Here is a 26,242-nt window from a genome sequence, read left to right as displayed (position 1 = left end):
GGCTGTGTTGGCGGCGTATCGGGACGGTTCGGCAAGGTGGTTCCGAGACGTGGACAACGCATACGGGAGCGACGGTGGAAATGATGGAGACGGGCCGGGTGTGGCTCATCACGGGTGCTTCGGCCGGATTCGGTCGAGAGCTGGTGTTGGCGGCCCTCGCCGCCGGAGACCGGGTGATGGCCACCGCGCGGCAACCGCACCAGCTGGACGATCTCATCACGGCCGGACGAGGTCGAGTGCGAACGGCGCCGCTGGATGTCACCGACGACGCGCAAGTAGTTGCCGCCGTCGAGCGGACGATCGCCGAGTTCGGCCGGATCGACGTGCTGGTGAACAACGCCGGCCACGGCAGCGTCGGCGCCGTCGAGGAGCTCAGCCTTGCCGACCTGCGAGCCTTGATGGACGTGATGTTCTTCGGTGCTGTCGCGGTGACCAAAGCCGCCCTGCCGCACATGCGTGCCCGGCGCAGCGGAGCAATCATCCAGCTCAGCTCGATGGGCGGGCAGCTGAGCATGCCGGGATTCGGAGCGTACTGCTCGGCGAAGTTCGCACTTGAGGGCTTGTCCGAGGCACTGGCGGCGGAGGTCGCACCGTTCGGCATCCGCGTATTGATCGTGGAACCAGGAGCGTTCCGGACCGAGTTCGGCGGCCACCGGATGCACCGATCACGGACCATCGAGGAATACGCCGTGTCGACGGGGTCCACCCGCGCCGCAGTCGACGCCATGGACGGCACCCAGCCGGGCGACCCCGCCAAGGCGGCACAGGCCATTCTGGAGGTGCTCGACAGCGCTGAGCCACCGCTACGGCTGGCCCTCGGCAACGACGCGGTCGACCACATCATCGCCCACCACGAACTGTTGAGAACCGACTTGGCGAGATGGGAAAAGCTCAGCCGTTCGACAGACCTGGACTGAAGGCGCCGACACCCCGGCACCCCACCGGTCGAATACACGCTCACGCCGCGATTCGCGGGAGCTACACACAGTCACGCCTGCGTCGTTGCCGGACTCGCGCTCGTGCCGACTAGCGGATGCCCGGCGGGCGCACTCGCAGGCTCCGAGCCTGTCACTACCGCAAACGACTGGAACCGCCGTAAGCGACGACATCGGGTTGCAGCACTACGCGGCGTCCCCGAGCGGCACTCCCCGTCTGGCAAGACCCAGGCGGTGAACGTCGTCGGGGTTGTAGAGCGTCACCGTCCGGCCGGGCATGTGCATCGCTCCGACGCGCGGTGCCAGATCCTTGACGCGCACCTCGTGCTCCTCGGCGATGTCCGGAACCTGCTCGACCGGCACCTCCCAGATCGCGGCGACCTCCTCGGCGGGCCACCACGACTCCACGGTCAGGCGGGCCGGCACCCGCACCACCTGGTGCCGCACCGGCACCTCGGAGACGGCGAGACGGTCGGCCATCCAGTGGGCGAGCCCGGCGGCGTCGACGAGCTCGACCGCCCGCCGGGCCGGCTCGAAGTCACCGCTGATCGTCTCCAGGCCGGTGTGTAGCGTGACCCGCACGCCGAGAAACGCATCCAGCTTGTGCCGCTCCGCCACCGTGACCTCGCGCAGGTCGCTCAGCGCGATCTCGCGCGAACGCAGCCCCTGCCGCACGGTGAGCGTGGCCGGCGTGCGGTCGGAGCGCAGGTCCAGCCATCGCACCTCGGTCGCGGCGACGCGCGCCGAGATGCCCGCGACCACGACGCCGGCCACCGCGAACACCACGAACAGGACCACGGCGGTCTGCCACAGGGCTGGCAACCCGCCGAGGGCCACGGCGACCGCCAACGCGACCAACGTCAGCGGGGTCGCCACCACCGCGGGAATCAGCAGGCCGGCACCCGCCGAGGTCAGGAGATGAGCCGCGAAGCGGGGAATGAGGACCACCCGCCACCCGTGCGGACCGGCCGTCACGAACTCCTGAAGATCACGGGGAATGGATGCCTCCATCACCGCAGGTTATCAACCCGGCTCAATGCTGGGGAGCGGGAGTCGTCCCTAGTGGCCGGTGACCAGGTCGGCGACTTCGGCGCGGGAGGAGACGCCGAGCTCGCGCGGGATGTCGGAGACGTGGACGGCGGCAGCGCGGTCCCCCGCGGACGGGTGACCACCAGTCATCGATCAGACGCCGTCGCCGGCTGACCGATCCCGGAACCGCGCCGTGGGCGGGGGCTCGTCACCCCGGCGGGCGGGCCGGCTGCTACCAGACCGCGGACCCGTGAGCGCGCACCCGACGTGGCAGCTATTCTGTCACGCCTCGTGTTCGCCCTTCCTCAGCTGGTGACGATTCACTCTTCCGGCCGCCTCGATGAGGTGGATATCGTGGGCGCGTGTCCGCGGGCCCAGCAGCGCCCGCCCGTCGTGGAGCCGGGAGGGAGTCTAGTTGCCTGAAGTACTGGGAGACGTCGTCGATCGGCAGACGAGGTGCGTGCACTACCGGACACCGCTCGACATCGTGGCGATCAAGTTCAAGTGCTGCGACGCCTATTACCCGTGTCATCTGTGTCATGACTCCCACGCGGGCCACGACACCGTGCGCTGGCCCGTCGCCGAACACGACAGGCACGCCATTCTCTGTGGCGCCTGCGGATCCGAGCTGACCATCGCCGAGTATGTGGCTGTGGTCCGATGCCCGGCCTGCGACGCACCGTTCAACGAGCGTTGCCGCCTGCACCACGACCTGTACTTCGAGACGCGGTGAACGCCGGCCACCAGGACGCCCCCGGACCGACGCACCCGGCCCGCCGGGTGCAGTTCGCCGATGTGGACATGCACGGCAACCTGCACAACGCCCGCCTGCTGGCGCTCGCGGAGGCGGCGATCGACGAAGCACTGCTCGACGCGGGGATAGACCTTACCTACGACCCGGCCACTGCCGAAGCGGCATTTCTCGTGAAACGGACCTCCGTCGAGTATCTCGCGCCGCTGCGGTATCGCGACCACTACGCCTGCGCCCTGCGCTCGGTGGACGTCGGCGCCGCGAGCATCACGTTCACGGTCGACGTCCACCGGGTCCGGCCGCGCCCGGAGCCGGCCGCGTCGGCCACCGTCATGTGGGTACGGGTGAACCTCACGTCGCGATCGCCGGTCCGCATCCCGTCGCAGCTCGCCGAGGAACTGAAGGACGCCGTTGCCACCCCGAACGATTGACACCCGAACCATCAGCCTCGATCACGTCACGGTCAACCGTGCCGGCAACGACGTGCTGCGCGACATCACGCTCCAGCTGAACGAACGACGCATCGCGATCATCGGCTTGAACGGTTCCGGCAAGAGCACGCTCGTCCGGCTGCTGAACGCGTTGGTGTTGCCGACGACCGGCGAGGTGCGCGTCGGCGACCTGGTCACCGCCCGCGACGCGAAGCAGATCCGCAGGCAGGTCGGCTTCGTCTTCCAGAATCCGGACAACCAGATCGTCATGCCGATCGTCGGCGACGACATCGCGTTCGGCCTCAAGAACCTCGGGTTGCGCGGCGCCCAGCTCAGCGATCGGGTCGATGAGATCCTGGCCCGGCTCGGCGTGGCTCACCTGCGCGACCGCGAGTCGCACACGCTCAGCGGCGGCGAGAAGCAGATGATCGCCCTCGCCTCGGTGCTGGTCATGAATCCGTCGACGATCGTGTTCGACGAGCCGACGACCATGCTCGACCTGCGCAACCGGCGCCGGTTGCAGCAGCAGATCGACCGGCTCGACCAACGAGCCGTCCTGGTCACCCACGACCTCGACATGATCGCGGATTACGAACGCACGATCGTCGTCGACGACGGCGCCGTCGCGTTCGACGGCGCCCCCGCCGACGCGCTCGACTTCTACCAGGAGCTGTGCGGGTGACCGGCACGCCCGGCCTGGTGCCCGCCGCCGGCGCCGGCTCGCCGAGCGGGCCTCTCGCCGCCATCCCGGCCGGCTACAAGTTCGGCTTCCTCTTCGTGGCGGGGATCGGCGTCTACCTGTTGTCCGACCTCGTCGCGCAGATCGTCGTCTTCGCCGTCGCGGTGCTCGCCGTGCTGCTCACCCGCGTTCCGGTGATCTCCCTGCTGAGGATGACGACCGGGCTGCTGATCATCGTCGGCGTCGTCTTCGTCACCACCGGCCTCAAGACCTCGTGGGCCGCGGCCACCACCGCCTGCCTGCGGCTGCTGACGCTGTGCCTGTTCGCGTACGCGATCAGTCTCACCACCCGCTTCAGCGAGATGCTCGCCCTGTTCGAGGCCGCGCTGCGGCCGACCCGGCGCCTCGGCCTGAACCCGGAGCAGATGAGCCTCGCGCTCGCGATGACCGTGCGGTTCATCCCGGAGATCCGGAACAGGTACCTCGAGATCCGCGAGGCGCAGTTCGCCCGGGGACTGCAGAACAGTCCGGTGGCCGTGATCGTGCCACTCATCGTGCGCACCCTCGAGGCGGCGCAGGAAATTTCCGCGGCCATCGACGCACGCTGCTACGACTCCGAGCCGCCGACCGACCGGCGCGCTGTCCGATGATCCGCCGTACCGAAGGAGGCCCATGGTCCAGACCCGGTCCGCCACCACGCAGAACACCGTTCTCGTCGCCGTCTTCGCCGCGGTCATCGCGGCGCTCGGCATCGTGCCACCGATCACGGTCGGCGTCACACCCGTGCCGATCACGCTGCAGACCCTCGGGGTGATGCTGGCCGGCGCCCTGCTCGGCGCGTGGCGCGGCATGCTGTCCGCGCTGATCGTCGTGGTTCTCGCGCTGGCCGGCCTGCCGATCCTCGCGGGTGGCCGGGGCGGATTCGGGGTGTTCCTCGGCCCCACCGGCGGCTACCTCCTCGGCTGGATCTTCGGCGCGTTCGTGGTCGGGCTGCTCGTGCAGCGCTGGGCGATCAGGCAGGACAACGTCGTCGTGCGCCACCTCTGCGTCGGCGCCGCCGCGATCATCGGTGGCATCGGGGTCGTCTACGCCTTCGGCATCCCGTGGACCAGCGTCTCGACGGGGTTGTCGCTCGGCACGTCGTTCACCGGGTCGCTGGTGTTCGTGCCGGGAGACCTTCTCAAAGCGGTCGTGGCCACCCTGATCGCCGTACGGGTGCACAGCGGCTACAGCCGGCTGCTGGACGCCTGATCATGCCCGTGCGCGACCGCCTCGCGCGGTGGGCGGCGACCCGGCCGGATCATCTCGCCTTCGCCCTGGGCGACGACCGGATGACGTACGGGCAGTTGCTGTCCGCGGCGACCGGTCTCGCGCGCGGCATCCGGGAGCATCGCACGGACGCCGTCCGGTTCGGGCAGCGGTGGCCCGAGCCGCTCGTGGCCATCAGCCTGCCCAACTCGGCGTCGTTCGCGTGCGCGTTCGCCGCCGCGGACATCGCCGGCGCGGTCGTCGCCGTGCTGGATCCGGCATGGCCGCTCGCGCAAACGCAGGCCGCGATCGGTCTGCTGCGCCCCGACTCGCTGATCACCGAGGATCCGGACGTCGCCCGGCACGGTCCGGCCGGCAGCGAGCGCACGGCCTGGCTGGTGCCGGGCGGCGCCGCGCGGGCAGCCACGCCCGACTGGGCGCCGCCGGACCCGGCGAGCCGGTTCCTCATCGGGTTCACCTCGGGCACGACCAGCCGGCCCAAGGCGTTCGTCCGGACCCACCGTTCCTGGCTGGAAAGCCTGCGCCACAGCGAGGCGGTGTTCGCGGCGCACGAGTGGTCGGTGACGCTCGCCCCCGGTCCGCTCGCCCACGGGCTCAGCCTCTATGCGCTCGCCGAATCGCTCTTCAGCGGGGGTACGTTCGTCTCGCTCCCCCGGTTCGGCGAAGCCGAAGTGGCGGCGGCCGCCGAACGTCTGGCCGCCACCCGGTTCGTCGGCGTGCCGACCATGTACCAGCGACTGCTGGAAACGCCCGCGACGGCGGGCGCGCTGGGGGCCGTCAGCACGTTCATCTCCAGCGGTTCGAAGATGCCGCCGGCGGTCCTGAGCCGCCTGTTCGCGGCCGCGCCCGGCAGCACCTTCCTGGAGTACTACGGCGCCTCCGAGCTGAGCTTCGTCTCGGTGGGCAGGGCGACAGCGGCGACCGCCGGCGGCGCGCCCGCCGCGGACGTCACCGACGTCGGCGGCGCCTTCCCCGGCGTCGAGATCCAGGTGCGCGGCCCGTCCGGCGACGTCCTGCCGGACCGGCGCCCGGGACTGGTGTACGTGCGAAGCCCGTTGGTCAGCGACGGATACCTCACCGAGGAACGCTCCGGTTTCCGGCGCGACGGGCAATGGTGCACCGTCGGCGACTACGGTCACCTGGACGCGGGACGCCTGCACATCCTGGGCCGCGAGGGCGACATGGTGATCGTCGGCGGCAACAACATCTACCCGTCCGAGGTCGAGGCGGCGCTGCGGTCGTTCGGCGCGATCGAGGACGCGTACGTGGTCGCGGTCGACGACCCGCTGCGCGGCGCGAAGCTCGTCGCGATCGTGTCGGCGGCCGACGCGGACCGGCTCGACATCGCGCGGCTGCGCGCACACCTCGCCGCCCGGCTCCCGCGGTACAAGCTGCCGCGTGCGCTGGCGGCGGTCTCGCGCTGGCCGATGACCAACAGTGGCAAGGTGAGCAAGGAGGCGCTGCGGGTCGCGTACCTCGCCGCCGGGCCCGACATCCAGGTGCTGCCGTGGAACTGACCGAAGCCGTCCTGATCGCGGCCCGCCGCACCCCCGTCGGGCGGGCCGGCGGGACCTTCGACGGCATTTCGGCGGATCGGTTGCTCGCCCCTGTCATCCGCGCGTGCCTGCGCGACGCGCGGATCGAACCGCACCAGGTCGAGCAGGTCGTCATCGGCAACGCGGCCGGGCCCGGCGGCAACATCGCCCGGGTCGGCGCGCTGGCCGCCGGCCTGCCCGTCACGGTTCCGGCGACCTCCATCGACCAGCAGTGCTCGTCCGCGCTGGAGGCCGTCAACTTCGCGGCCCGCCTGGTCCAGACCGGCGCCGCGCGGGTCGTCGTCGCGGGCGGGGTGGAGAGCGTCAGCACGGCACCCTGGCGGCAGACCCGTCCCCGCAACCGGCTCGAGACGCCGCGTCTCTACACCCGGGCCCGGTTCACGCCCGAGGGCATGGCGGACCCGGAGATGGGTGTCGCGGCCGAGACGCTGGCCCAGCGGTACCAGGTGAGCCGCGAGCGGCAGGACGAGTTCGCCGCCGAGAGCCACCGCCGCGCGGTCCGGGCCCGGCAGACCGGCACCTTCGCCGCGGAGATCGTGCCGCTGACCGGCGCGGAGACCCAGGTCGCCACCGACGAATGCCCCCGCCCGGGACTGACTGTCGAACGGCTCGCCCGGCTCAAACCCGCGTTCGTGCCCGGCGGCACCGTCACGGCCGGCAACTGCTGCCCGCTCAACGACGGCGCGAGCACTGTCGTCGTCGTCTCGGCGCAGGTCGCCCGCGGCCTCGGCCACGAGTACGCCCTCGCCTTCGCCGACAGCGGCGTCGGCGCCGTCGACCCGGTGGAGCTCGGGCTGGCTGCCGTCCCGGCCTGCGCCAACCTGCTGGCGCGCCACCCTGAGCTGAGCCTCGCGGACATCGAGGTGATCGAGTTCAACGAGGCGTTCGCGGCGCAGACCCTCGCCTGCCTCGACCAGCTCGGCATCGACCCCGCGCGGGTCAACCGGGACGGCGGCGCGATCGCGCTCGGTCATCCGTACGGCGCGAGCGGGGCGATCCTGACCACGCGCATCTTCTCCCAGCTCCTGCGGACCGCGAACCCGCGTGCCGGGCGGACCGGGCTCGCGCTCATGGCCGCCGCGGGCGGGGTCGGTGCGGCCACCCTCTACCGGACGGTCCGGCTGGCCGCCTCCGGCTGATGCGACAATCCGTGGCAGTGGGACCGTCCCGCTCCCGGCAGCCATACCCGGAGGACAGGCGTGCGCAGAGCGCTGGCGACAAGACCCGGCCCGGCCTCCGCGGTCGTCGAGCTCGTGGACGCGCAGCCGGAGCCGGTGACGCCGGGCGACGTGACGGTGCGGATGCTGACCACGACGGTCAACCCGTCCGACCTCATCACGATCTCGGGAGCGTACGCGTCGCGGACCACCTTCCCCTTCGTTCCCGGGTTCGAGGGCGCGGGCGAGATCGTGGCCGCCGGGCCGCAAGTGGACAACGGCCTCGTCGGGCAGCGGGTGATACCGATCGGCGGCGCCGGGAACTGGCAGCAGTACCGGACGGTGCCCGCGTCCTGGTGCTTCCCGATCCCGTCCGACATCCCGGACACGGTGGCGACGTTCGCCTACATCAATCCGGTCACCGCCCTGCTCATGGTCGACGGGCACGTGCCGGCCGGGACCCGGACCGCGGTGATCACCGCCGCGGGGTCGGCGATCGGCGGTCAGCTGGCCGACCTGCTGCGCGCGCGAGGCGTCGCCGCCATCGGCCTGACCACCGGACGGGCGCTCCGGCCGGCCGCCGATGCCGGGCGTTTCACGGCGATCGTCGACCGCCGCGACCCGGACTGGCCGGACGCGCTGACCGCGGCGGCGGGCGGCCCGGCAGACGTGGTCTTCGACTGCGTCGGCGGCGCGGACGGGCCACGGCTGTTGTCGCTGCTGCGCCCCGGCGGGCAACTGGTGCACTTCGGCCTGTTGTCGGGTGTGCCGCTCACGACCGCGGGGCCGGACGTGCCCGCCGGGCGATCGGTGCACCTGTTCCGACTGCGCGATCGGGTGTACGAGATGGACCGCTCGGCGATCCAGGACGCCTTCGACCGCGTCTTCGCCCACCTGCGGGCCGGCCGGCTCGGCACGCCGATCGCTGCCGATTACTCCCTGGACGACCTGGGCAGCGCGCTGCGCCGCGCCGAGACGCAACCGGGCAAGATCCTGATCCAGATCGGTCGGTAGCCGGGCGACGGCTACCGCGGCAGGGATTCGGTGCGCTGGTCGGCCGCCCTGTCCGTGGCGGCGGCCCGGCCGGGTTCCCGGCGGGACCCGCCGACCCGGTTGAGCACCGGCAGGAACCAGTCCGTAACTGGGCAGGAACGCGTGCTCGGCGAAGCCGGCCGGGGCGAACCGCTCGGCGAAGGCTCGCAGCGTGTAGGGCTGTACCGGCTCCGCGCCGCACCCCGCGACGCGCCAGGCGGCGAGGTCGAGCGCGGCGACGTCGTCGGCGGTGGCCCGGGTGGCCAGCAGCCCGTAGGCGGATGCGAGCCGCTTCGCACGCCGCGTGCTGAAGGCGGCTGGGGGTCCTGGCGGCGCTTCGACATCTCACCCTCATTCCGGATCACCCTCGATTTGCACGTTCGGCCGCACAGCGCGCCACCGGACCCGACACTGAAGGGATGGTCTTCCGTCCAGCAGCTGAACGCGGCGTCCTGATCGACAAGCCACCGCCGGCGGAGACCACCGCGCCGGTCGTGGAGATGGCCCCCGGCGGCATGTCGCGGGCCGCCGCGGACCGGCTGGCCGCGTTGACCGCGGGTGGGGCACGAGCCGCCTCCGCGATGATCCATCTGGCGGATGGCCGCGGCATGCGGCTGATCGGTAGGTACGACCTGCCGCAGGGCTTCGAGCCGATGCAGCGGGTGCCGATGTCGGCCACCCTGGCGGGAATGCTCCTGCGAACCGGCTTCCCCCTGGTGGTCGACGACGTGGAGACCGACAACCGGATCCCGGCCGACGCGCCGGTACGGGCCGTGGGCCTCCGCTCCTACGCCGGATTCCCCGTCCGCGATCCGGCGGGCGCCGTCGTCGGGGTCTGCGCCGTCATGGACTACCGGCCCCGGCAGTGGCAGCCCGACGAACTGAGCGCCGTCGACAACGGCGCCCAGGCGTGCACCGCCTTCGTCGCCGAACAACGCGCCCACGAGGCCGAACATCGCGCCCACGAGGCCGAACACCGGCAGCGGCAATATCTGGACACCCTGCTGGACAGCCTGGACACCGGCGTCGTGGCCTGCGCCGCCGACGGCCGGCTCGTCCTGGTCAACCGCTCCCTGCGCGAGCGCCTCGACATGCCGGCCGACGTCACCGATCTCGATGCCTGGGCCGCGTGGCTGCCGATCACCACCCCGGACGGCGATCCGGTCGACCGGGCACGCATGCCCCTGCGGCGGGCGCTGCACGGCACCGAGGTGCGCGGCACCGAATTCGCGCTGCGCACCCGCGACGGCCGCCGCCTGATGCGCGTCAACGCCCACCCGATCACCGATCACCGGGGCAACCGCCTCGGCGCCGTCGCGGTGTTCCACGACATCACCGAGGCTCGCCACGCCGAACACCTGCAACAGATGCTCAGCCAGGCCAAGGACGAATACCTCAACCTCGTCGGCCACGAACTGCGTACCCCGGTCACGGTCATCGTCGGCTGCCTCGAACTGATGAGCGTCACCGAACCGGACGCCCCGGCCGCCGACCTGCTCCCCATGATCGACGCGGCCCGGCGCGGCAGCGAACGGCTGCACCACCTGGTCGAAGCGCTGCTGGAGCTGTCCGCCCTCGACGCCGGCCGCGCCCCGCTGGACATCGCCGACATCGACCTGGCCGCCGTCGTCACCAGCGCCACCTGTGCCGCCGAGGAACAGGCGCAGGCCAGGAACATCGCGCTCACCCAGACCACCCCGGCCCGCATGCGTCTGCGGGGCGATTCGCACCGGCTCGCCCAGATGGTGACCGCGCTGCTGGACAACGCGATCGCCTACACCCCGCAGGGCGGCGCCGTCACCGTGACCGTCTCCGGCAACGACACCACCGCCGTCGTCGAGGTCACCGACACCGGACTCGGGATCCCCGAGCACGAACGCCCACACGTATTCGACCGCTTCTACCGCGGCGCCATCGCCACCGAACTGGCCATCCCCGGCACCGGTCTGGGCCTGTCCATCGCCAGACTGATCGCCGAACGCCACCACGGGACCATCACGATCAGCCCTCCGGGCGGGCATCCCGGCACGACCATGCATGTCGAACTGCCCCGCGACCTGCCCGCCGGCACCTAACCCGGCCGGTAACGGCCGCAACCCTCGTTACCGCAGGAGGAACCGGGCCTGACCAAGCCGGGCGTGCCAGCACTGCCAGATGGTGGGAGGAACCGACGTTGTTACTTCCCTCCCCTTCTCCCGGACCGCCGCCGGTCTGGTCCTGACCCGCCGGGCCGGTCCACGCGAACGTACCGGGCCAGCGGCCGCCCGCTCGGTAGTGTTCGCGAGGACGGCCCGACGGACTACCGAGGAGCGTGCTTGAGCAGCGAACTCCACATCCTTCCGTACGCCTTCGTCGTCCTGATCGGCGCTCTCTCGCCCGGCCCGGACTTCGCGCTGGTCACCCGGTTCGCCGCGCTGTACGGCCGCCGGGCCGGGATCGCCGCCGGCGTGGGGATCGGCGGCGGCATGGCGGTGAACACCTTCGCCGCCCTGCTCGGCGTCGGCGCCGTCGTGGCCGCCGCGCCCTGGCTCTACGACACCATCCGCTACCTCGGCGCCGCCTACCTGCTGTACCTCGGCGTCATGGCGCTGTGGTCGCTGCGCCGGCGCGCCGGGGCGAGCGGGCCGGGGGAACACGCCGAAGCGGCCGGATCCGCGCGCGGGCAGGCATGGCGAGCCTTCCGCCAGGGGCTGATCACCAACATCCTCAATCCCAAGGCCATCGTCTTCCTCGTCGCGCTGATGCCCCAGTTCATGCCGGCCAGCCCGGCGGTGCTGGACCGGGTCGTCGTCGGCGTGGTCACCACCGCGGTGGTGCTCGGCTGGTTCGTGCTGGTGGCGCTCGCCGTGTCGGCGATGCGCCGGATCCTGCAACGGCCCGCGGTGCGTCGCGGCCTCGACGCGCTGACCGGAATGCTGCTGGTCGGGCTGGCCGTACGCCTCGTGGTGTCCTGACCGCCGCCACCACACCGGCGCACCACCGCGCGACCACCGCGCCGGGAGAGGCTGTCGTTCACCCGGACAAGACGACAGGCCATTGCGAGGAGATCAGGCAGCCCGACACGCAGCACTCGTTCATCTCGTACGACTGTCTTGCCCGGATCGGCGGACTTCGTCGTGTCCAAGACAGCCCACCGGCAGGGAGGGCGAGTACCCATATGGGGGTGACTCCACAACTTTCCGCTCCCCACCGGCTCCGACAACGCAGACCTTCCGGCAGAAGGAGATGAGCAGATGAGTGCCATCGTGGACAAGGCCGGCACCGGGAGGAGCGTCCCGTCGCAAAGTTCCGGAAGCACCGCGCAGGCCGTGCTTCCCGAGTTCCGGCGCACATGGTGGGAGACCGGTCTGCGGGCACGGGCGGATGCCGGGGTCTTGGGCGTCTTCGCCGAGTTGCCGGGCCTGACCGGCAAGGCGGTGCGGGTGGCGTGGCGCGCTGACCGGGTGCGCACGCTGCTGGTAGCCGTCGCGACGGTGGGCGCCGGGTCGATGTCGGCCTTCGGCCTGCTGGCGACCCAGCGGATCCTGATCGAGCTGTTCGCTGCCGGGCCGACCCCGGAGCGGGTCCGCGCCGCGCTGCCGGCGCTGGTGTGGCTGGCCACGGTCACCGCGATCCGCGGCGCTCTGGGCACGGTGGTCGGCTACGCGCTCAACGGGCTGACACCGCGGGTGTTGCTCGACGTGGAGCGGGAGCTGTTCGCCGACACCACCGCGGTCGAGCTCAAGGCGTTCGACGACGACCAGTTCAGCGAGGGCATGGAGCGCGCCACCCGGGGCACCGAGGCCGCGATCGAGCTGGTGCAGACCGTGATGAACCTGTTCGCGGGTCTGGTGAGTCTGGTGGCCGTCGTCGTCGCGGTGGTGGCGATCCATCCGCTGCTGCTGGTGGCGTTGCTGGTGGCGACGGTGCCGACCGGGTACGCCGCGTTGCGTGCCGGGCACGTCAAGTTCGCCAGCTATCTGGCCAGTTCGACCCGGCGGCGCCGACAGTGGGTACTGCAGCGGCTGATGGCCGAACGCGACTCGGCGGCGGAGCTGCGCTCGTACGGCCTGCGACCGTTCCTGCTCGGCCTCTACGAGAAAGTGATGGGCGCGCAGATCGCCGAGGAGCTGCGGGTGGCGCGGCGGGTCACCACCACCACGAGCATCGGAGCAGCCATCGGCGGTATCGCCCTGGCCGGCGTGTACCTGCTGCTCGGGGTGCTGCTGCTCAACGGCCAGATCCCGCTCGCCGCCGCGACCACCTGCGTGATCGCGGTGCAGGCCGCGCGCAGTTCCCTGTCCACGGTCACCTTCCAGGTCGACCGGGTCTACACCAGCGGCCAGTTCTTCAACGAGTACGTGCAATTCCTCGCGACCGCGGCCAAACATCTACCCGACCGCCCCATCGACGCACACAAGGTGGTGGCGGCACCGCTGGCGGAGCTGGCCGTCGCGGAGGTGAGCCTGCAATACCCCGACCGGGACCGGCCGGCGGTCGATCAGGTGACGGTGACCATCCGACCCGGCCAGACGATCGCCCTCGTCGGCGAGAACGGGTCCGGCAAATCCACCCTGGCGGCGATGATCGCCGGACTGCGCACCCCGACCGCCGGCACACTGAGGTGGAACGGCCGCCCGTACGCCGACTACGACATCGACACGTTGCGGCACCGGATCGCCGTGGCGATGCAGGACCATCACCACTGGCCGTTCAGCGCGACAACGAACATCGCGATGGGCGATGTCGACGCCGACGCCGATCCGGCGCGAATCGAGGCGGCCGCGCGTAAGGCCGCCGCCCACGACATGATCCTGGACCTGCCCAACGGCTACGACACGCTGCTGGACAAGACGTTCAAGGACGGCTCCGACCTGTCCGGAGGACAGTGGCAGCGAGTGGCCGCGGCACGGGCATTCCTGCGGAACGCCGATGTTCTGATCATGGACGAGCCGTCGTCAGCGCTCGACCCCCGCGCGGAACACGCCCTGTTCCAGGCGCTGCGCGACCGGCAGGGCGTCGGGACCACGATCCTCATCACACACCGATTGGCCAACATCACCCACGCCGACCAGATCCTCGTCCTGGAACGTGGAGCGCTGATCGAGGCGGGCACCCATCACGAGCTGATGAACGCCCGAGGCGTCTACGAAAGTCTGTTCACCCTGCAGGCAGCCGGATACCGGACAAGGACCGACGTCACGACGGTGGCCGAGCGGCCGGGAATCGGCGACTCATGAGCACACCCGGCGACCATGGGATTCGGACCCGTGCCCTTAAGCCTCTAGGTCGGCGTCTTCCCACGCCACACCACCATCGACGAGATCGTAGGTGCAACCTGCCAACGGCGTACGGTCCGCCAACGCCGCACGCAGGTCGGAATACAACTCCTCGAGACTCGACCACGAATCTCGCTCGCCGCTCTCCGGATCCCAGGTGAAGACCCTGCCACGTTCCTCACCGACGTTGTGGTCGACCAGCACGTAGGCGCCACATCGGTCGGCTCCGACGGGAACCCACCGCTCGCTCCAGTCGTCGCGATCGTATTCCGCGGCGCTCGAGTTGAGGCGGCGAGCATCATTTGCGATGTCCTCGGCCCCGACCATCCAATAGGTCGGCACCAGTTCGAAGCCTCCGGAGTCTTCCGACGTACCGTTGTGCCAACGCAGCGCGGCGACGACCTCGGGCAACAGCGGAAATCCCAGGGCTGCTTCGAGCGCACCGAGCTGGTCCGGGGTCGCCGGCGGATTCAGCATCGTGTGCGTTCTCGGAGCATGGCGCGCAAGCCAACCCTCGATCTCGGAAAGTACCGCCACTACAGACACCGCCCACCTCCCTCACACCTGTCCGCGAAGGCCCAGATCATCGCGGTCGGCACCTACGCAAGTGAAGATACGCACTCGACCTACCCTGCGTGCCGTTCCTCCACGATTGCGCTCCCCTGGTTCGGTCAGGTCCCTGGAAGTGGTGTAACGGTTGGTGATCCCAAACGATTGCACGAGTTTGTCCATCCGCCGGGTGGAGATGCCGAGCAGGTAGCAGGTCGCGACCACGCTGACCAGCGCGGCCGCGGCCTCGTTTGCGGCGTTTGAGCAGCCACTCGGAGGAGTAGCTGCCGGACCGCAGTTCGGGATGGCCACGTCGATGGTGCCGCGGGTGTCGAGCTCGCGGCGCCGGTGGCCGTTACGGGAGTTGACCCGCTCCGACGGGGTCATGCTATTGAACGGGGGTGATAGAACGTGAGGATGACTGGCCGGAACCCCTGTGCCTCCCCTACGCCGTCGACGCGGGCTGATCTCGCTCGGCGCTCGGCGCCATTCCTGCCCGCAGGTGGTGAGATCAGGCAGGTATTCATCTACCAGACTGCGCCGCACTTCTCCGTCTTCGTGGTCAATTACCTGACCGGCCCAGCCCTTTACTGGATCAAGTACCGCTGTGTGGCCGTGACCCAGGACGCCATCTACATCTTGGAGAGCCACAGGCTCTCGGGCGGCCGGAACCCGCAGCGCCTGATCGGCACCCTGCCACGCCACACCGAACTCGGCCCCGTGTCAGGCCGATGGGGGCAGATGAACCTCCTCGGTGAGCGCTGCTGGGTTCACAAACGTTTTCACAGCCAGATCACCGCCGCTGACCGAGAAGCTGGCTTCGCCCGCTAGCCAAACGCCCCGCCCGCTCCGTGATGCCGCGCCGGCGCACCGCCGTTCCGCCGTTCCGCCGTTCCGCCAGATCACCAGAACGGGGCTCACTGCCGCGACGGGTTTAGCGGACCGGACCGGGGCGGCGCCCAGGTCGATGCGCTGGTCAGGTGGATCGATCTGATCGAGCGAAGGCTGCGGACCTGATGAAGGCGTAAGGCGTGGACGGCGATGAGCGCCACGGTCTGCGGGGCTGGGTCGTTCTCGACCGCGTTGCCGATGGCGTTCAGTGCATCGCCGGTCAACGCTGCAGGTGTGCTTGGGTTGGCGCTGCCGACGTGAATCCGTGTGAGCGGATTGACGAAGACCAGGCGCTGGGCCTTGAGGACGCCGAACAAATTGAAAGACAGCGACAGCAACCAGGAAGACGGTCGGCGCCTTCTCAATTGGTACAACAACGATCGGATCCTTGATGGCGATAGGTTTTTCCTTCAGGTCCAACAGGAAACACCGGGAGAAATAGATCTCAGTGCCTGAAAGCGGATGACAGGAGCTCCGAGAACGTGACCTCCAGTCGCGCGCTCGGAGCGCTTGCCGTTGCAATCACTGAGCAGCACGCCAGAACTGGAAAAGGACGGATGCCTGGGGTTCCAGCACATCGTCTTCAGGCTTGCGGTCGAGAGGCCGCCACGCAATGCGAACCTGGTAGTGACCATCCGCACCGAGATCGAACGCGTTCATTAACATTCCTCCCGTTAGCTGATCCACATCAAGGACGCCAGACGGCAGGTAGAGCCGGACAATCTCGCTACCTGGCCACTCCAGCTCGATCGACGAAGGCCGCTCATCCCACAACTCGAAATTGAACTGGGCGCGCCATATATCCTCTGCCGATTCCAGAAGGACCGCCGACGTCCCGACACTCAGCCAGGGGTGACCAATGGCGCGGGGAACGGGTAGGGCTTCTTGCGCGAACTGGTCCGTCAGCTGAACCAGCCGATGATCAACTCCAACATCAACATAATCATCCAGTAGAAGTTGAGGCACGAGGGTTCCCTTTCATCTGTTCCTGCCACCCGCGACCGCATAGCTTCCTCGGGCAGTGGTACGGCTTCGACACCGTCGCGTTACCGGGCAGGTCGCCCTGTTGATGACCACGCCGCCGTACGGGCCTATTGTGCACGGCCTGGTCGATCCGGATCACCCACCTCCGCGAGACGCAGCCGCCCGCCAGGACGAGACTGAGAACGTTGCATCGATGCCGATATGGCGGCTCCACGGATAAGGTCATCACCATGCCCGAGTTGATCGTTCCGACCGTTCGGCTGCATACCGCCTGGCTCGATGCTCACGCAGAGTGGGGACCCGGACAGCATGAGGACGGCTTCGGCCTGCTCCCGACCGACCAGGTGGACACCCCGGCCGGCTTCGCGGCATGGATCGCCCGGCTCGGCGACCAGTCGGACTCCACGAGGATGCCTCCCGCCGGCACACACCGGTGCACATACCGTTGGATCGTCGAGAACGAGCGCGTAGTCGGCGGGGCCGCCCTGCGGCACGGCGAAGACGACGAGTACGTCCAATGGGCTGGCCACATCGGCTACGGCATCCGGCCATCGGCGCGTCGACGCGGTCTGGCCACCTGGGCGATGATCCAGCTGCTCAACGAGGCACGGCGGATTGACCTGCGGCGGGTGCTCGCAGTCTGCGCGCTCGACAATACCGCCTCAATCAAGACCATCGAACGATGCGGCGGCGTCTTCGACGGAATCGGAGACACCAAGTTCGGGCATCCCGCCCGGCGATACTGGATCATTCCTTAGTCGCTATCACCCCGAGGGGATCTTCGAGAATCCGGCGTGAAATCGCCGGGGCGCGCCCAGGCTCGATCGCTCACTGCGAAACCGACCGGCACGCGCAAGCCGTCCTCGCCCAGCGGTGGCCGGAGGTCGTCGACCTCGGCGACATCCGGGACGTCGACTGCAGCACCGTCGCACCGGTCGACGTCCTCACCGCCGGCTTCCCCTGCCAGGACATCTCCAACGCCGGGAAGAGGGCCGGGATGATCGGAAGAACTCCAGCCTCTGGAGCGCCGTCGCCGACGCCGTTCGCGCGCTACAACCGAAGCTCACGTTCGTCGCGTTGTCCGGGCGGCTCAGTGTTCATATCGCCTCTGACCTGCGATTTTGCATAGCGCACAGGTCCGCGACAGCTAACTTCAGCATTGGTTCGTTCTTCGCGACCGTGTCGTCACGTTCAGGGTCTAGCTGCGTCGGCTGCCCCGCGCGGCCTGTTCGATCTGCGCGAAGTGGGCCTCGCGGGCTGCCGTGTCGATCTGCTGCTCGGCCCAGGCTGCGACCCCGGTCCGGCCGTCGAGCCCTTCACGCAGGATGTCGGCGTGCCCGGCGTGCCGGGTTGTGTCGTTCAGGACGTGCACCATGATGTTGAACAGCTTCACGTCCGGGCGCGGCCACCATGGAACATGGCCGGGGGCGTCGATGGGAAGCTCCTTTATCGTCGCGTCGGCGTGCTGCCAAGCGCGCTGGTAGAAGCCGATGATCTGTCCGCGGGTCTCGTCCTCTGTCACCCACGAGTCGCTGCCATCAAAGTCCTGCCACCGGGGCAGCGGTTCTGGAAATGGGCGGTTGAAGATCTCGCCGAAGTACCTGGCCTCCCAAGTCGCCATGTGCTTGACGAGGCCGAGGAGGTTCGTCCCAGTCGCGGCTAGCGGGCGGCGGATGTCATATTCGGACAGACCATCGAGCTTCCAGACCAGCGCCTCGCGTATCGACTGCAGTTCGTCGTGCAGGTACTCTTTCGCGAATTCATCGATCACGGGGCACGAGCCTGCCAGCCGCAGGCGGCTGACTCAACCCTTGTCTGCACCGCGACCGATGTGGGTGCGTTGTCACGACCGTGGATCCGCGATGCGGGCTGCGAGGTCTGCGATTCGGCGGTCGGCGAGCCGGTTGTTGTCGCGTGCCGCGGCCAGCTTGTCGGCGAGGTTGCGGTGGATATGCCGAGCTCGTCACCCGGCCTTTCGGCGGTCGGCGCGGCAGCGGGCCTGGCCGAAACCGGTGACCCGAACCGGCTCGATGACGAAGATTCTGGAGATCGAAGACCGCTCAAGCGGCGGGCGTCGTCGCCGATGGGTTCGGCCGAGCACCGGCCGACCACGCCGGCGGACGAGGGATGGGAGTGGCATGACGTTGCCTCGGGCGGCAGGGTCGCGCACCGATCCGCGGCTCGTTGGGCTGAGCCTTTTCGCCGTGCTCGTGCCGCCGTTGTTCGGGCTGTTCGGGGTGGGAGCCGGTCCGCTGGTGGCGCAGACGGCTTACTGGGTGGTGCTGACCGGGTGCAGCGTCGGCTGGGCGGTGCTCGCACGGCGGCTGGCGCGCCGGGCGGCCGGGGACGATCCGTTCGCCCGAGGCGCTCGCCGGCTCTGGTGGTGTGTCACCGCGGCCGGGGTGCTCTATGCGCTGGGTGATGCGTGGCAGATCGTTCAGATGTTCGCCGGGCCTTCCGCCCACCCGATCTACGTCCGCGACGGTCTGGCGATGTGTGCGCCACTGGCCGGCGTGGTCCTGGTGGTCGCCGGGCTGCTGCTCTATCCGAGCGGCAACCGCGCCGGGCTGCGGATGGATGTGGCCACCGTGATGGCCGGCGCGATCAGCGCGGGTGTGTTGCTGATCGAACCGCCGGCCGGCCGGCCGGGTCCGGAGTGGGCCGCGCTGCTGGCCGTGGCGGTGCTGAGCCAGCCGGGGGTGTTCCTGGTCGCCATTTTCGCGGTGGCCAAGCTCGTCCTCGGCGGGCGCTCGCCGTTCCGTCCGCGAGCGGCCGGGGTCTACGGTGCGGCGGCGATTCTGCAGGCGGCGCTCCAGGCCGTGCCGACGGAATCGTACGGCGCTTCCCGCCTCGGCGCGTGGCTGAACTGCGGCAACGTGCTCAGCAGCGCGCTGATGGTGGTCGCCACCCGCCTCCAGGATCGCGGCCGGCCGGTCCGGCCGGCCGAGCGGGCGACGCGGCCGTACAGCTTTCTGCCGTACGTGTCTCTTGCCGTGAGCTGGGCGACCGGCGTGATCGTGCTCGCGGTGTCCGGGCTCACCTGGCGCTCCTGGCTGGTCATCGCCGGCATCATCGTCACCACCGGACTCGTGGCGGCCCGGCAGGCGGCCGCGTTCCGACGGATCGGTGAGCTGCTGCGGGAGCGCGACGAACTCGCCGCGCGCCTTACCGAGCAGGCGTTTCACGACGCGCTGACCGGCCTGGCAAACCGTGCGCTCTTCCTGCGCAACCTCAGCGGTTCCCTGTCGCGGGCGCCGGTGACCGTGTTCCTCATCGACCTCGACGACTTCAAGCCGGTCAACGACCGCTTCGGGCATGCCACCGGCGACCGGTTGCTGGTCGAGGTTGGTCGGCGGCTGCGCGGTTGCGTGGGCTCCGGTGACACGGTGGCCCGGCTCGGCGGCGACGAGTTTGCCGTGTTGGTCGACGGCCTCGATCCGCGGCGCCGGGAGGCGATGGCGGCGGAGCTGCGCGCCGCGTTGTCCGGCACGGTCGAGCTGGACGGTGTGACAGTGCCGCTGCGGGCAAGCGTCGGCATGGCCACCGGCCGGCCCGACCGGCATGGTCCGGGCACGCTGCTGCACGAGGCGGACATGGCGATGTACGCGGTGAAGAACGCCGGCCGGGCGATCCGTCGGTGACCCGCCGCCCGCCATTGCGCTTCTCAAGCTGCCGCGCGCCGGAATGAGGCAGGGCCAGCCTCGAATGGGGCTGACCCTTACTGGCCGTGACGTAACGCGCCGCGATGCCGTCAGCCGAGCCGACGCCCTCGAAGTGGTCCAGCCGGACCAGCTCGCCGGCACCGCCGCGGGAGCCGCGCAGCAGCTGACCGCCGGCGACCACGCCGGGGGCGAGGCGTTCGCCGGTCAGCACCGTGATGGATAGGGCGCGGCGCCGGCAGACGACCCTTTTCGGGATTGTCTGCCGGCGCCGGTTCAGCTACTCGGTATCGAGCCTCAACGTGATCGCCGTGGCCGGGCTACCGAACCCTGCCAGGGCCTGCCCGAAGGGCATCGCCGTATACACCTTCGAGTCTGCCTGCAGATCGACCGTCAGTCTCCGAGACCTGAACCAGTCCATCTTCGCCGTCAGGTCGTACTTTCCGGACGGCAGATCGACGGTGGCGACAGCTCCTGGGCGGAGCTTTGCAATGACCCGGTCACCGGCGAGGACCTTGATTTTACGGAGTCGCCCTCCCTCACCGGACCCTTCGCGACGAATCACCAACACCGGGATGATGCACCTCCTGAGGATCGGAGCGTGTCCAGAAACGGTTCAGTTGCTCCGGTACGCGCGCGGTACGGCTAAGGAATCCATCCGAAGAAGACGTTGGCCGAGAAATCACCGAACGTGAACGGCTTGTTGTCCTCCTGGGCCGAACACGCCGTGTCGACATAGCCTCCCGCGAGCCCACCGAGGCCGATACCGCCCACAGCTGCGCCCACGCCCGCGCCGGCGGGGCCGCCGACCAGAGTTCCCACACCGAACCCGAACGCACCGCCGATGGCGGTACCCAGGACCCGAGCGCCGTATTCGGCCGTCTTGCACTTCCAGCTCAGACCGGTGGGGTCGGTGTGATTCACCGGGTCGCATCCGGCGTAGGTGTACGGCAGGTCCTTGCCACTCGGGTCGCGCTGGTTGAATCGGCCCAGGTCGGCGCTGTAGTAGCGAGCGCCGAACTTGGTGAGCCCGGTGCTGCCGTCGAAGTAGCCCGAGGCGAAGCGCCACGGGTTGGCGATCTGCTGCCCGGCCGACAACTGGACGCCGTACGGGTCGTAGCTGTAGCTGTTGACCTTGGTGGCGCTGTCGTTCACCAGGCCGACCACTGATCCGAGCCCGTCCACGAGGTAGTAGTACCGCGCGCCGTTGCTGCGCAAACTGATCAGCCCGCCGGTGTTGTCCCGGGTGTACTGCTGCGACGTACCTGGGGCGGGATCGACGGTGTTGTCGCCGACCGGGCCACCCGGCCCGCCAGCCGCGCTGGCGGACGAGACCCCGAGCGCCGAGGTGCCGTAGGTGGTGGTGCCGGCCGAGCGCCGCTCGGTCTGGTCAGCGCCGCCGTAGGTGAGCGGGGTCAACGCGGTGCCGCCCGGCTTGGTGATCGACGTGGTCTGGTCGAGGGTGTTGTAGTCGAAGTCCCAACCGGACGACGAACTGGTGGCGTTACCGTTGCCGTCGTAGGAGTAGGTCGTCGAGCCGGCCTTGGTCAGTTCGTGTGCGTCGTCGTAGGTGTAGTCGGTGTCGGTGCCGTTCTCCGTCTTCGACGTGCGGTTGTAGTTGGCGTCGTAGTTGTAGCTGCGGGAGAACGATCCCGGCCCGGACGCCTTGGTGAGGCGGTTGAGCTTGTCGTACGAGTAGGACGTGGTGCCGGACAGGTCGGCGACGCTTTGCCGCAGCGCGGTGTCTCCGCCGTCCTTGGAGTAGTCGTACACGTACGAGGTCAGCTTCGCCGCCTTCGAGTCGTTGGTGGCGACGATCGAGGTCTGCCGGCCCGACTTGTCATACTTCATCTCGACCGTGACCTGCGGGTTCGTCGGCAGGTACACGAACCGCCGCCGGTTGTTCTCGTCGTAGGAGAACCTGACCGGCTTGGGCGCGCCCGGCTCCTGCAGGGTCTTGAGCAGATTCACCTGGTCGTACGTGTAGGTCACGGTGCCGCCGCCGTCGGTGAAGGCGGTCAGGTTACCGTTGTTGTCGTAGCCGTAGCTGATCGGGGCGGTGTTCGGCGCGGTCTTACCCGACGGCCGCCCGAACCCGTCGTAGGTCAGCACGGTGGTGCCGCTCGGGTCGACGATTCGCGTGAGGTTGCCGTCCGGGTCGTACGTGTACTGCACCGTCTTGTAGTCGGCGTAGGTGATCTTCTTGACCCGGTCGAGCTTGTCGTACTCGTACACGGTCTTCTGGTTCTTGCCGTCGGTGCGGTCACCCATGCGCGACAGCGGGTCCGGGGTGATGGTGATGTCACCGAGCGGCGAGGGGTTGTTGACCTTGGTGAGGTTGCCCTTGCTGTCGTACTCGTAATTGGTGCGAACGTCCTTGCCGTCCTCGCGCCAGTTGACCGTGCCGTCGTCGTTGTAGTCGGCGTCGTCGATCTTCTGACCCGGGTACTGCGAGCTCTCGGTGCCGGTCTTGTTGCCGGCCGAGTCGTACGAGTAGCTCAGGGTGTTGCCCTGCGGGTCGGTCTCGCCGCTGACCGAGTGCGGGTGCGACGAGTTGCCGTAGTCCAGCTTCGACTTGGCGCCGGTGGCGATGCCGGCCGACGTCATGTTGTTGGTGTTCGGGTCGTAGCCGAACGTCGTCGTGTTGGTCAGGGCATCGGTCGACGACTCGACGTTGTCGTTCGCGTTGTACTTCTTCGAACGCTTGTGGTCGAGCGCGTCGGTGACTTCGTTGACCCTGTCCCGGGACTCGTACTTGTGGGTGGTGATCCCGTCGGACGTGTCCGCGGTGACGTTGCCGTTCGGGTCGGTCACCTTGGTCTGGCCGGCCGAGTAGTCGAACGAGTACTTGGCCTGCGCCGGCGTACCGGCCGGGTTGACCTGCTCGAAATAGTCGAGCATGCGGGAGGTTTCGGGCTCGTAGCCGAGATTGGTGACCCGGCCGCCCGGCGTGGTGATCCGGCTGAGCCGGTCGTTGGTGTACTCGAATCGGCTGACGCCGTTCTCCGGGTCGGTGACGGCCTCCAAGTCCTTGGCCGCGTTGTAGGTGTAGCGGATGCTGCGACCGGTGGAATCGGTGACCGAGTCGAGCCGGTCGCCGACGTACGCCAGCGACACCTCCCGGGCCTGGGTGTCAGTAATCTTGCTGACCTGCCCGGCGCTGTTGTACGCGTACGTGATCTTGTTCTTGTTCTTGTCCTGGTTGCGCAGCAGGCGCCCGGTCGAGTCGGCGAAGTAGAAGCTGCCCTCGCTCTTGTCGAACTTGAGCCGCAGCTCACCGGTGTCGGTGTCACGGGTCAGTTTCGCGTCCAGGCTCGGCGGGGTGCGCCAGGAGTTGCTGCCGTCGTTGACGAACTTGGCGGTGAAGCCGGTCGGCGCGTAGTAGGTGACGTCGGCGGTGGCGTGGTCGCTCTTGGAGAACGACAGCTTGACGTCCTGGGCCGAACCCAGGCTCCAGCCCTTGCCCAGGCTCGACACCACGGTGGACCGGGAGTTGTAGTACCGGCCCAGTTCCAGGTCGATGCCGGTGCCGCGAATCTGCAGGTCCGTCGTTTCCAGCAGCAGGTTGCCGTTGGCGACGTTGACCTTCAGCTTCAGCTTGTCGCTGAGGTCCTGGTCCTGGAACGAGAACCGGCCCTGCTCACCGGTCGGCGAGCCGTCGGAGGTGGTCATGAACCGCCACTGCGACCACGGCCCGTAGAGGCTGCCGTCGTAGCCGCGGGCCCGCCACTTGTACGTGGTGTTCGCATCCAGCTTGCCCGACGGCACGTCCCAGTTCGACTCGCTGCCGTTGGACACCGTGCCGCCCGAACCGGACGTCTTCAGCGTGGCGCCGGTGCGGTCGTAGACCTCGTAGTCGACCCGTCCGGTGCCGCCGTCCGGGTCGCTGAACACGCCCTTCATGGTCGGCGTCCGGGTGCCCGTCTCGGCCGCATCACCGGGCTGCAGCTTCAGCGGGTCGAGCGCGTTCGGGTAGCTGTTGTAGTTCACCACCGCGTACGGGATGTGGTCGGCGTTGTCCGTCCGGGCGGAGCGGAAGTTCTTCCAGTACGTGACGTCCTGCGCCTCGGACGACGCCCGCAGACCCATGTATGCCGTGCTCTGCTGGGCGGCCGCGGCCCGGTCGAAGAAGCTCGTGCCGCTGATCGTCACCCAGCCGTCGTTGCAGGAGGAGCTGAAGCCCTTGGTCTGGGTCGAGCTGGCCTCCTTGGTCAGCCACGAGGGCTGGTTCGTCCACCGCGTGGCCGAGCTGGCCGCGCCGGTCGACCACAGGTCCCAGCCGCGGGCCGAGCAGGTCGCCGAGTACCAGTTGTAGAAGTACACGGTGGAGCTGGTGACCTTCTTGCCCTTGAGCGCGGACACGTTCCAGTTCAGGAACGACCGGGCGATGCCCTGGTACTCGGTGTCCCAGCCCAACGCCAGGGTGTCCGAGTCGGAGCGGTCGACGGTGTCGTTCTGCTTGACGTACGTGTCGAACGAGTCATTCAGCGGGTTGATCGACGGGTCGATCGTCACCGGGTACACGGTGGCCGGGTCGTCGAGGAACGATGTGCTGGGCGACAGCCGCAGCTTCGCCGAGCTCGAGGTGCCGTTCTGCCGCTTGGCCGGGATCGGGTGCGCCCGCCTGGGCTGACCGCTGTCCGGCGGCACGCTGGAGTCCCACATCTCCGGTGTCGGCGAGGTGGCGACCACCTTGTTCTTGGCGTCGCGGAAGACCGTCCCGCCGCTACCGTCGTCGGCCATCTGCAGGCCCTTGGCCCGCAACGGCAGGTCGACGGTGCTCACCCGAGCCGCCGCCGCACGGTCCTTCACCAGCAGGAACTGCTCCGCGCCCCGGCGGGTCGCGGTGACCACCAGGTCCACGCCGGGACGGACCTCCGGGTAGGTGGCCTTGTTGCCGGACAGAACCGGAGCGGGCAGGACGCCGTTCCATCCCATGGAGATACGGCCCGAGCCGGCGTCGACGCTGAGCAGTTCGTGCTCGCCCTTACCGGCGGCTCCGGACAGACGCAGGTTGCCCGGGTGCGCTACCGGCGCGACCTGACCATCCGCCCCCGCTCGCATGGTCAGGTCGATCGGGGTCCACGCTCCGGCGGCGTCGCGCATCCGCACCGGGCTTGTGTACACCTTCGCCACCCAGGAGCCGTCGGGATTGGCGAAGACGTCTTGAGTCTCCGTGCGGGCGCCGGCGTTCTCCACCGCCTTGCCGCAGGCCCGGGCGGCGGCCACGGCGCTGGCCTCGGTCGGCTGCTCGGCGCAGTTCGTCGGCGCGACGGGCGCCGCCGGTGCCGCCGGCGGTGCAGCGACCGCGGGCGACGAGACAGTCACCGCGGACAACGTGCCGGCCACCAATGCGGCCGCCGCGACGACGGCCACCCGCCTTATCGGCGGTTGGCCGGCTCTAAAAAGGGCACGACTCATCTACGGACCTCCCAGTCCAGAATTACGGGAATTGATGTCTGGACCGTAAGGCGAGCATCAGTGAATGGTCAACAATTCACGGAGCGCTACCTCAATACGGACAAAATGCAGGAGAATGCCTTTCCGGTGACTGAGAGTGAGACAGTCGGCGCATTCGACTTTGTCGATCACCAGGTCGCACGTACCGCGGTGAACCAAACCCCATTGCGCTGCAAATAAAAGTGATCCACATCACCTAAAAATGACTGCACTATTTTGCGGGCGCGTGCCGGGCTCCTCGATGGCGTCCTTCAGTGGCCGCTGTCACCAGGAAGCGAGCTTGACCAATAAATTCGCACGAGCGTTGTACGGGGTCGCGGCGGACTCCGAAGATTGATATCGTACGGCTTCTTCGTTTTCAGTATGTTCGCCGTTGGCCGCGTTCCGGCCGCGCTCGGATCGGCGGACTTTTCAAATCCAAAGTTTCTCCCGATGCTCACCTCGCCCTCCCCGAGCCGGCCGCGGCGGACAGGAATCCCGCCTTTTACCTACCGCCGCAACCGCTTCGCCGGTACGAATATCGACGCATCCGGGCCGGCTCCCCGTGACGCGACGTCCCGGTGAAGTACGAGCCCTGGCAGATGGTCTACGGCCCTTCCGCC

General features: G+C 69.0%; 24 protein-coding genes. 16 read left to right on the top strand and 8 right to left on the bottom strand.

Features of this window, described 5'->3' with window-relative positions; translation table 11 throughout:
* Positions 1 to 80 precede the first annotated feature (80 nt).
* Complete coding sequence (locus Asi03nite_RS22465) at positions 81 to 917, top strand: oxidoreductase (protein WP_203682429.1); 837 nt, start codon at positions 81 to 83, stop codon at positions 915 to 917.
* 204 nt (positions 918 to 1,121) lie between these two features.
* On the opposite strand, the gene Asi03nite_RS22460 is transcribed toward Asi03nite_RS22465, so the two are convergent.
* Positions 1,122 to 1,946 (bottom strand): hypothetical protein, encoded by an 825-nt coding sequence (locus tag Asi03nite_RS22460; RefSeq protein ID WP_203682399.1) that lies wholly within the window; start codon positions 1,944 to 1,946, stop codon positions 1,122 to 1,124.
* A 433-nt stretch (positions 1,947 to 2,379) separates the two neighbouring features.
* Between Asi03nite_RS22460 and Asi03nite_RS22455 the strand changes: the two genes are divergently transcribed.
* The 11 genes from Asi03nite_RS22455 to Asi03nite_RS22405 all read left to right on the top strand — a co-directional run bounded on the left by Asi03nite_RS22455 (position 2,380) and on the right by Asi03nite_RS22405 (position 14,058).
* Positions 2,380 to 2,697 (top strand): CHY zinc finger protein, encoded by a 318-nt coding sequence (locus Asi03nite_RS22455; protein WP_203682398.1) that lies wholly within the window; start codon positions 2,380 to 2,382, stop codon positions 2,695 to 2,697.
* Between the two features lie 47 nt (positions 2,698 to 2,744).
* Positions 2,745 to 3,146 carry an acyl-CoA thioesterase gene (locus tag Asi03nite_RS22450; RefSeq protein WP_203682397.1) on the top strand — a complete coding sequence of 134 codons (402 nt, stop codon included), beginning with the start codon at positions 2,745 to 2,747 and terminating at the stop codon, positions 3,144 to 3,146.
* Positions 3,127 to 3,828, top strand: coding sequence for an energy-coupling factor ABC transporter ATP-binding protein (locus Asi03nite_RS22445; RefSeq protein ID WP_239102854.1), 702 nt, complete (start codon positions 3,127 to 3,129; stop codon positions 3,826 to 3,828). Before Asi03nite_RS22450 ends, Asi03nite_RS22445 begins: the two co-directional genes overlap by 20 nt.
* Complete coding sequence (locus Asi03nite_RS22440; RefSeq protein WP_203682396.1) at positions 3,825 to 4,475, top strand: energy-coupling factor transporter transmembrane component T family protein; 651 nt, start codon at positions 3,825 to 3,827, stop codon at positions 4,473 to 4,475. Before Asi03nite_RS22445 ends, Asi03nite_RS22440 begins: the two co-directional genes overlap by 4 nt.
* A gap of 22 nt (positions 4,476 to 4,497) precedes the next feature.
* The gene (locus Asi03nite_RS22435) at positions 4,498 to 5,076 is read left to right on the top strand and encodes a biotin transporter BioY (RefSeq protein WP_203682395.1); all 579 of its coding nucleotides are present in this window, start codon (positions 4,498 to 4,500) and stop codon (positions 5,074 to 5,076) included.
* 8 nt (positions 5,077 to 5,084) lie between these two features.
* On the top strand, positions 5,085 to 6,611 hold the full coding sequence (locus tag Asi03nite_RS22430; protein ID WP_203682394.1) for a class I adenylate-forming enzyme family protein: 1,527 nt from the start codon (positions 5,085 to 5,087) through the stop codon (positions 6,609 to 6,611).
* Positions 6,602 to 7,789, top strand: coding sequence for a thiolase family protein (locus Asi03nite_RS22425; protein WP_203682393.1), 1,188 nt, complete (start codon positions 6,602 to 6,604; stop codon positions 7,787 to 7,789). Before Asi03nite_RS22430 ends, Asi03nite_RS22425 begins: the two co-directional genes overlap by 10 nt.
* A gap of 60 nt (positions 7,790 to 7,849) precedes the next feature.
* Entirely contained in the window at positions 7,850 to 8,821 is a 972-nt protein-coding gene (locus Asi03nite_RS22420; protein WP_203682392.1) for a zinc-dependent alcohol dehydrogenase family protein, read from the top strand.
* Positions 8,822 to 9,258: 437 nt separating this feature from the next.
* Positions 9,259 to 10,914 (top strand): ATP-binding protein, encoded by a 1,656-nt coding sequence (locus tag Asi03nite_RS22415; RefSeq protein WP_239102853.1) that lies wholly within the window; start codon positions 9,259 to 9,261, stop codon positions 10,912 to 10,914.
* Positions 10,915 to 11,154: 240 nt separating this feature from the next.
* Positions 11,155 to 11,793: a LysE family translocator gene (locus Asi03nite_RS22410; RefSeq protein ID WP_203682391.1), complete on the top strand. Its 639-nt coding sequence runs from the start codon at positions 11,155 to 11,157 to the stop codon at positions 11,791 to 11,793.
* A 279-nt stretch (positions 11,794 to 12,072) separates the two neighbouring features.
* Entirely contained in the window at positions 12,073 to 14,058 is a 1,986-nt protein-coding gene (locus Asi03nite_RS22405) for an ABC transporter ATP-binding protein (protein ID WP_203682390.1), read from the top strand.
* Between the two features lie 36 nt (positions 14,059 to 14,094).
* Here the strand turns inward: Asi03nite_RS22405 and Asi03nite_RS22400 are convergent, their stop codons facing one another.
* Positions 14,095 to 14,643: an SMI1/KNR4 family protein gene (locus Asi03nite_RS22400; RefSeq protein WP_203682389.1), complete on the bottom strand. Its 549-nt coding sequence runs from the start codon at positions 14,641 to 14,643 to the stop codon at positions 14,095 to 14,097.
* Positions 14,644 to 14,655: 12 nt separating this feature from the next.
* Entirely contained in the window at positions 14,656 to 15,033 is a 378-nt protein-coding gene (locus tag Asi03nite_RS22395; protein WP_203682388.1) for a transposase, read from the bottom strand.
* Positions 15,034 to 15,063: 30 nt separating this feature from the next.
* Between Asi03nite_RS22395 and Asi03nite_RS22390 the strand changes: the two genes are divergently transcribed.
* Complete coding sequence (locus Asi03nite_RS22390; protein ID WP_203682387.1) at positions 15,064 to 15,477, top strand: hypothetical protein; 414 nt, start codon at positions 15,064 to 15,066, stop codon at positions 15,475 to 15,477.
* Positions 15,478 to 15,563: 86 nt separating this feature from the next.
* On the opposite strand, the gene Asi03nite_RS22385 is transcribed toward Asi03nite_RS22390, so the two are convergent.
* Both Asi03nite_RS22385 and Asi03nite_RS22380 read right to left on the bottom strand, forming a co-directional pair.
* A complete protein-coding gene (locus Asi03nite_RS22385) occupies positions 15,564 to 15,875 on the bottom strand; it encodes a hypothetical protein (RefSeq protein WP_203682386.1) in 312 nt (103 codons plus the stop codon).
* 184 nt (positions 15,876 to 16,059) lie between these two features.
* The gene (locus tag Asi03nite_RS22380) at positions 16,060 to 16,503 is read right to left on the bottom strand and encodes a hypothetical protein (protein WP_203682385.1); all 444 of its coding nucleotides are present in this window, start codon (positions 16,501 to 16,503) and stop codon (positions 16,060 to 16,062) included.
* 248 nt (positions 16,504 to 16,751) lie between these two features.
* Between Asi03nite_RS22380 and Asi03nite_RS22375 the strand changes: the two genes are divergently transcribed.
* Both Asi03nite_RS22375 and Asi03nite_RS22370 read left to right on the top strand, forming a co-directional pair.
* Complete coding sequence (locus Asi03nite_RS22375) at positions 16,752 to 17,279, top strand: GNAT family N-acetyltransferase (RefSeq protein WP_203682384.1); 528 nt, start codon at positions 16,752 to 16,754, stop codon at positions 17,277 to 17,279.
* Complete coding sequence (locus tag Asi03nite_RS22370; protein ID WP_239102852.1) at positions 17,204 to 17,650, top strand: DNA cytosine methyltransferase; 447 nt, start codon at positions 17,204 to 17,206, stop codon at positions 17,648 to 17,650. The genes Asi03nite_RS22375 and Asi03nite_RS22370 overlap by 76 nt, the downstream gene beginning before the upstream one ends.
* A gap of 69 nt (positions 17,651 to 17,719) precedes the next feature.
* Here the strand turns inward: Asi03nite_RS22370 and Asi03nite_RS22365 are convergent, their stop codons facing one another.
* Entirely contained in the window at positions 17,720 to 18,292 is a 573-nt protein-coding gene (locus Asi03nite_RS22365; RefSeq protein WP_203682383.1) for a DinB family protein, read from the bottom strand.
* 367 nt (positions 18,293 to 18,659) lie between these two features.
* Between Asi03nite_RS22365 and Asi03nite_RS22360 the strand changes: the two genes are divergently transcribed.
* Entirely contained in the window at positions 18,660 to 20,162 is a 1,503-nt protein-coding gene (locus Asi03nite_RS22360; protein ID WP_203682382.1) for a GGDEF domain-containing protein, read from the top strand.
* Positions 20,163 to 20,460: 298 nt separating this feature from the next.
* On the opposite strand, the gene Asi03nite_RS22355 is transcribed toward Asi03nite_RS22360, so the two are convergent.
* On the bottom strand, positions 20,461 to 20,751 hold the full coding sequence (locus tag Asi03nite_RS22355; protein ID WP_203682381.1) for a hypothetical protein: 291 nt from the start codon (positions 20,749 to 20,751) through the stop codon (positions 20,461 to 20,463).
* 74 nt (positions 20,752 to 20,825) lie between these two features.
* Entirely contained in the window at positions 20,826 to 25,508 is a 4,683-nt protein-coding gene (locus Asi03nite_RS22350; RefSeq protein WP_203682380.1) for an RHS repeat domain-containing protein, read from the bottom strand.
* Positions 25,509 to 26,242 lie beyond the last annotated feature (734 nt).

It is taken from the genome of Actinoplanes siamensis (genome assembly GCF_016862395.1).
GTDB lineage: Bacteria > Actinomycetota > Actinomycetes > Mycobacteriales > Micromonosporaceae > Actinoplanes > Actinoplanes siamensis.
Note: the sequence above shows the minus strand (reverse complement) of the source record. Positions and strands in the feature narration are given on the sequence as shown.

Excerpts from the sequence above, each read along its gene's own strand:
- Asi03nite_RS22465 (WP_203682429.1), top strand. The coding sequence starts at position 81 with ATGATGGAGACGGGCCGGGTGTGGCTCATCACGGGTGCTTCGGCCGGA.
- Asi03nite_RS22460 (WP_203682399.1), bottom strand. The coding sequence starts at position 1,946 with ATGGAGGCATCCATTCCCCGTGATCTTCAGGAGTTCGTGACGGCCGGT.
- Asi03nite_RS22435 (WP_203682395.1), top strand. The coding sequence starts at position 4,498 with ATGGTCCAGACCCGGTCCGCCACCACGCAGAACACCGTTCTCGTCGCC.
- Asi03nite_RS22415 (WP_239102853.1), top strand. The coding sequence starts at position 9,259 with ATGGTCTTCCGTCCAGCAGCTGAACGCGGCGTCCTGATCGACAAGCCA.
- Asi03nite_RS22405 (WP_203682390.1), top strand. The coding sequence starts at position 12,073 with ATGAGTGCCATCGTGGACAAGGCCGGCACCGGGAGGAGCGTCCCGTCG.
- Asi03nite_RS22395 (WP_203682388.1), bottom strand. The coding sequence starts at position 15,033 with ATGACCCCGTCGGAGCGGGTCAACTCCCGTAACGGCCACCGGCGCCGC.
- Asi03nite_RS22390 (WP_203682387.1), top strand. The coding sequence starts at position 15,064 with ATGACTGGCCGGAACCCCTGTGCCTCCCCTACGCCGTCGACGCGGGCT.
- Asi03nite_RS22375 (WP_203682384.1), top strand. The coding sequence starts at position 16,752 with ATGCCCGAGTTGATCGTTCCGACCGTTCGGCTGCATACCGCCTGGCTC.
- Asi03nite_RS22370 (WP_239102852.1), top strand. The coding sequence starts at position 17,204 with ATGCGGCGGCGTCTTCGACGGAATCGGAGACACCAAGTTCGGGCATCC.
- Asi03nite_RS22360 (WP_203682382.1), top strand. The coding sequence starts at position 18,660 with ATGACGTTGCCTCGGGCGGCAGGGTCGCGCACCGATCCGCGGCTCGTT.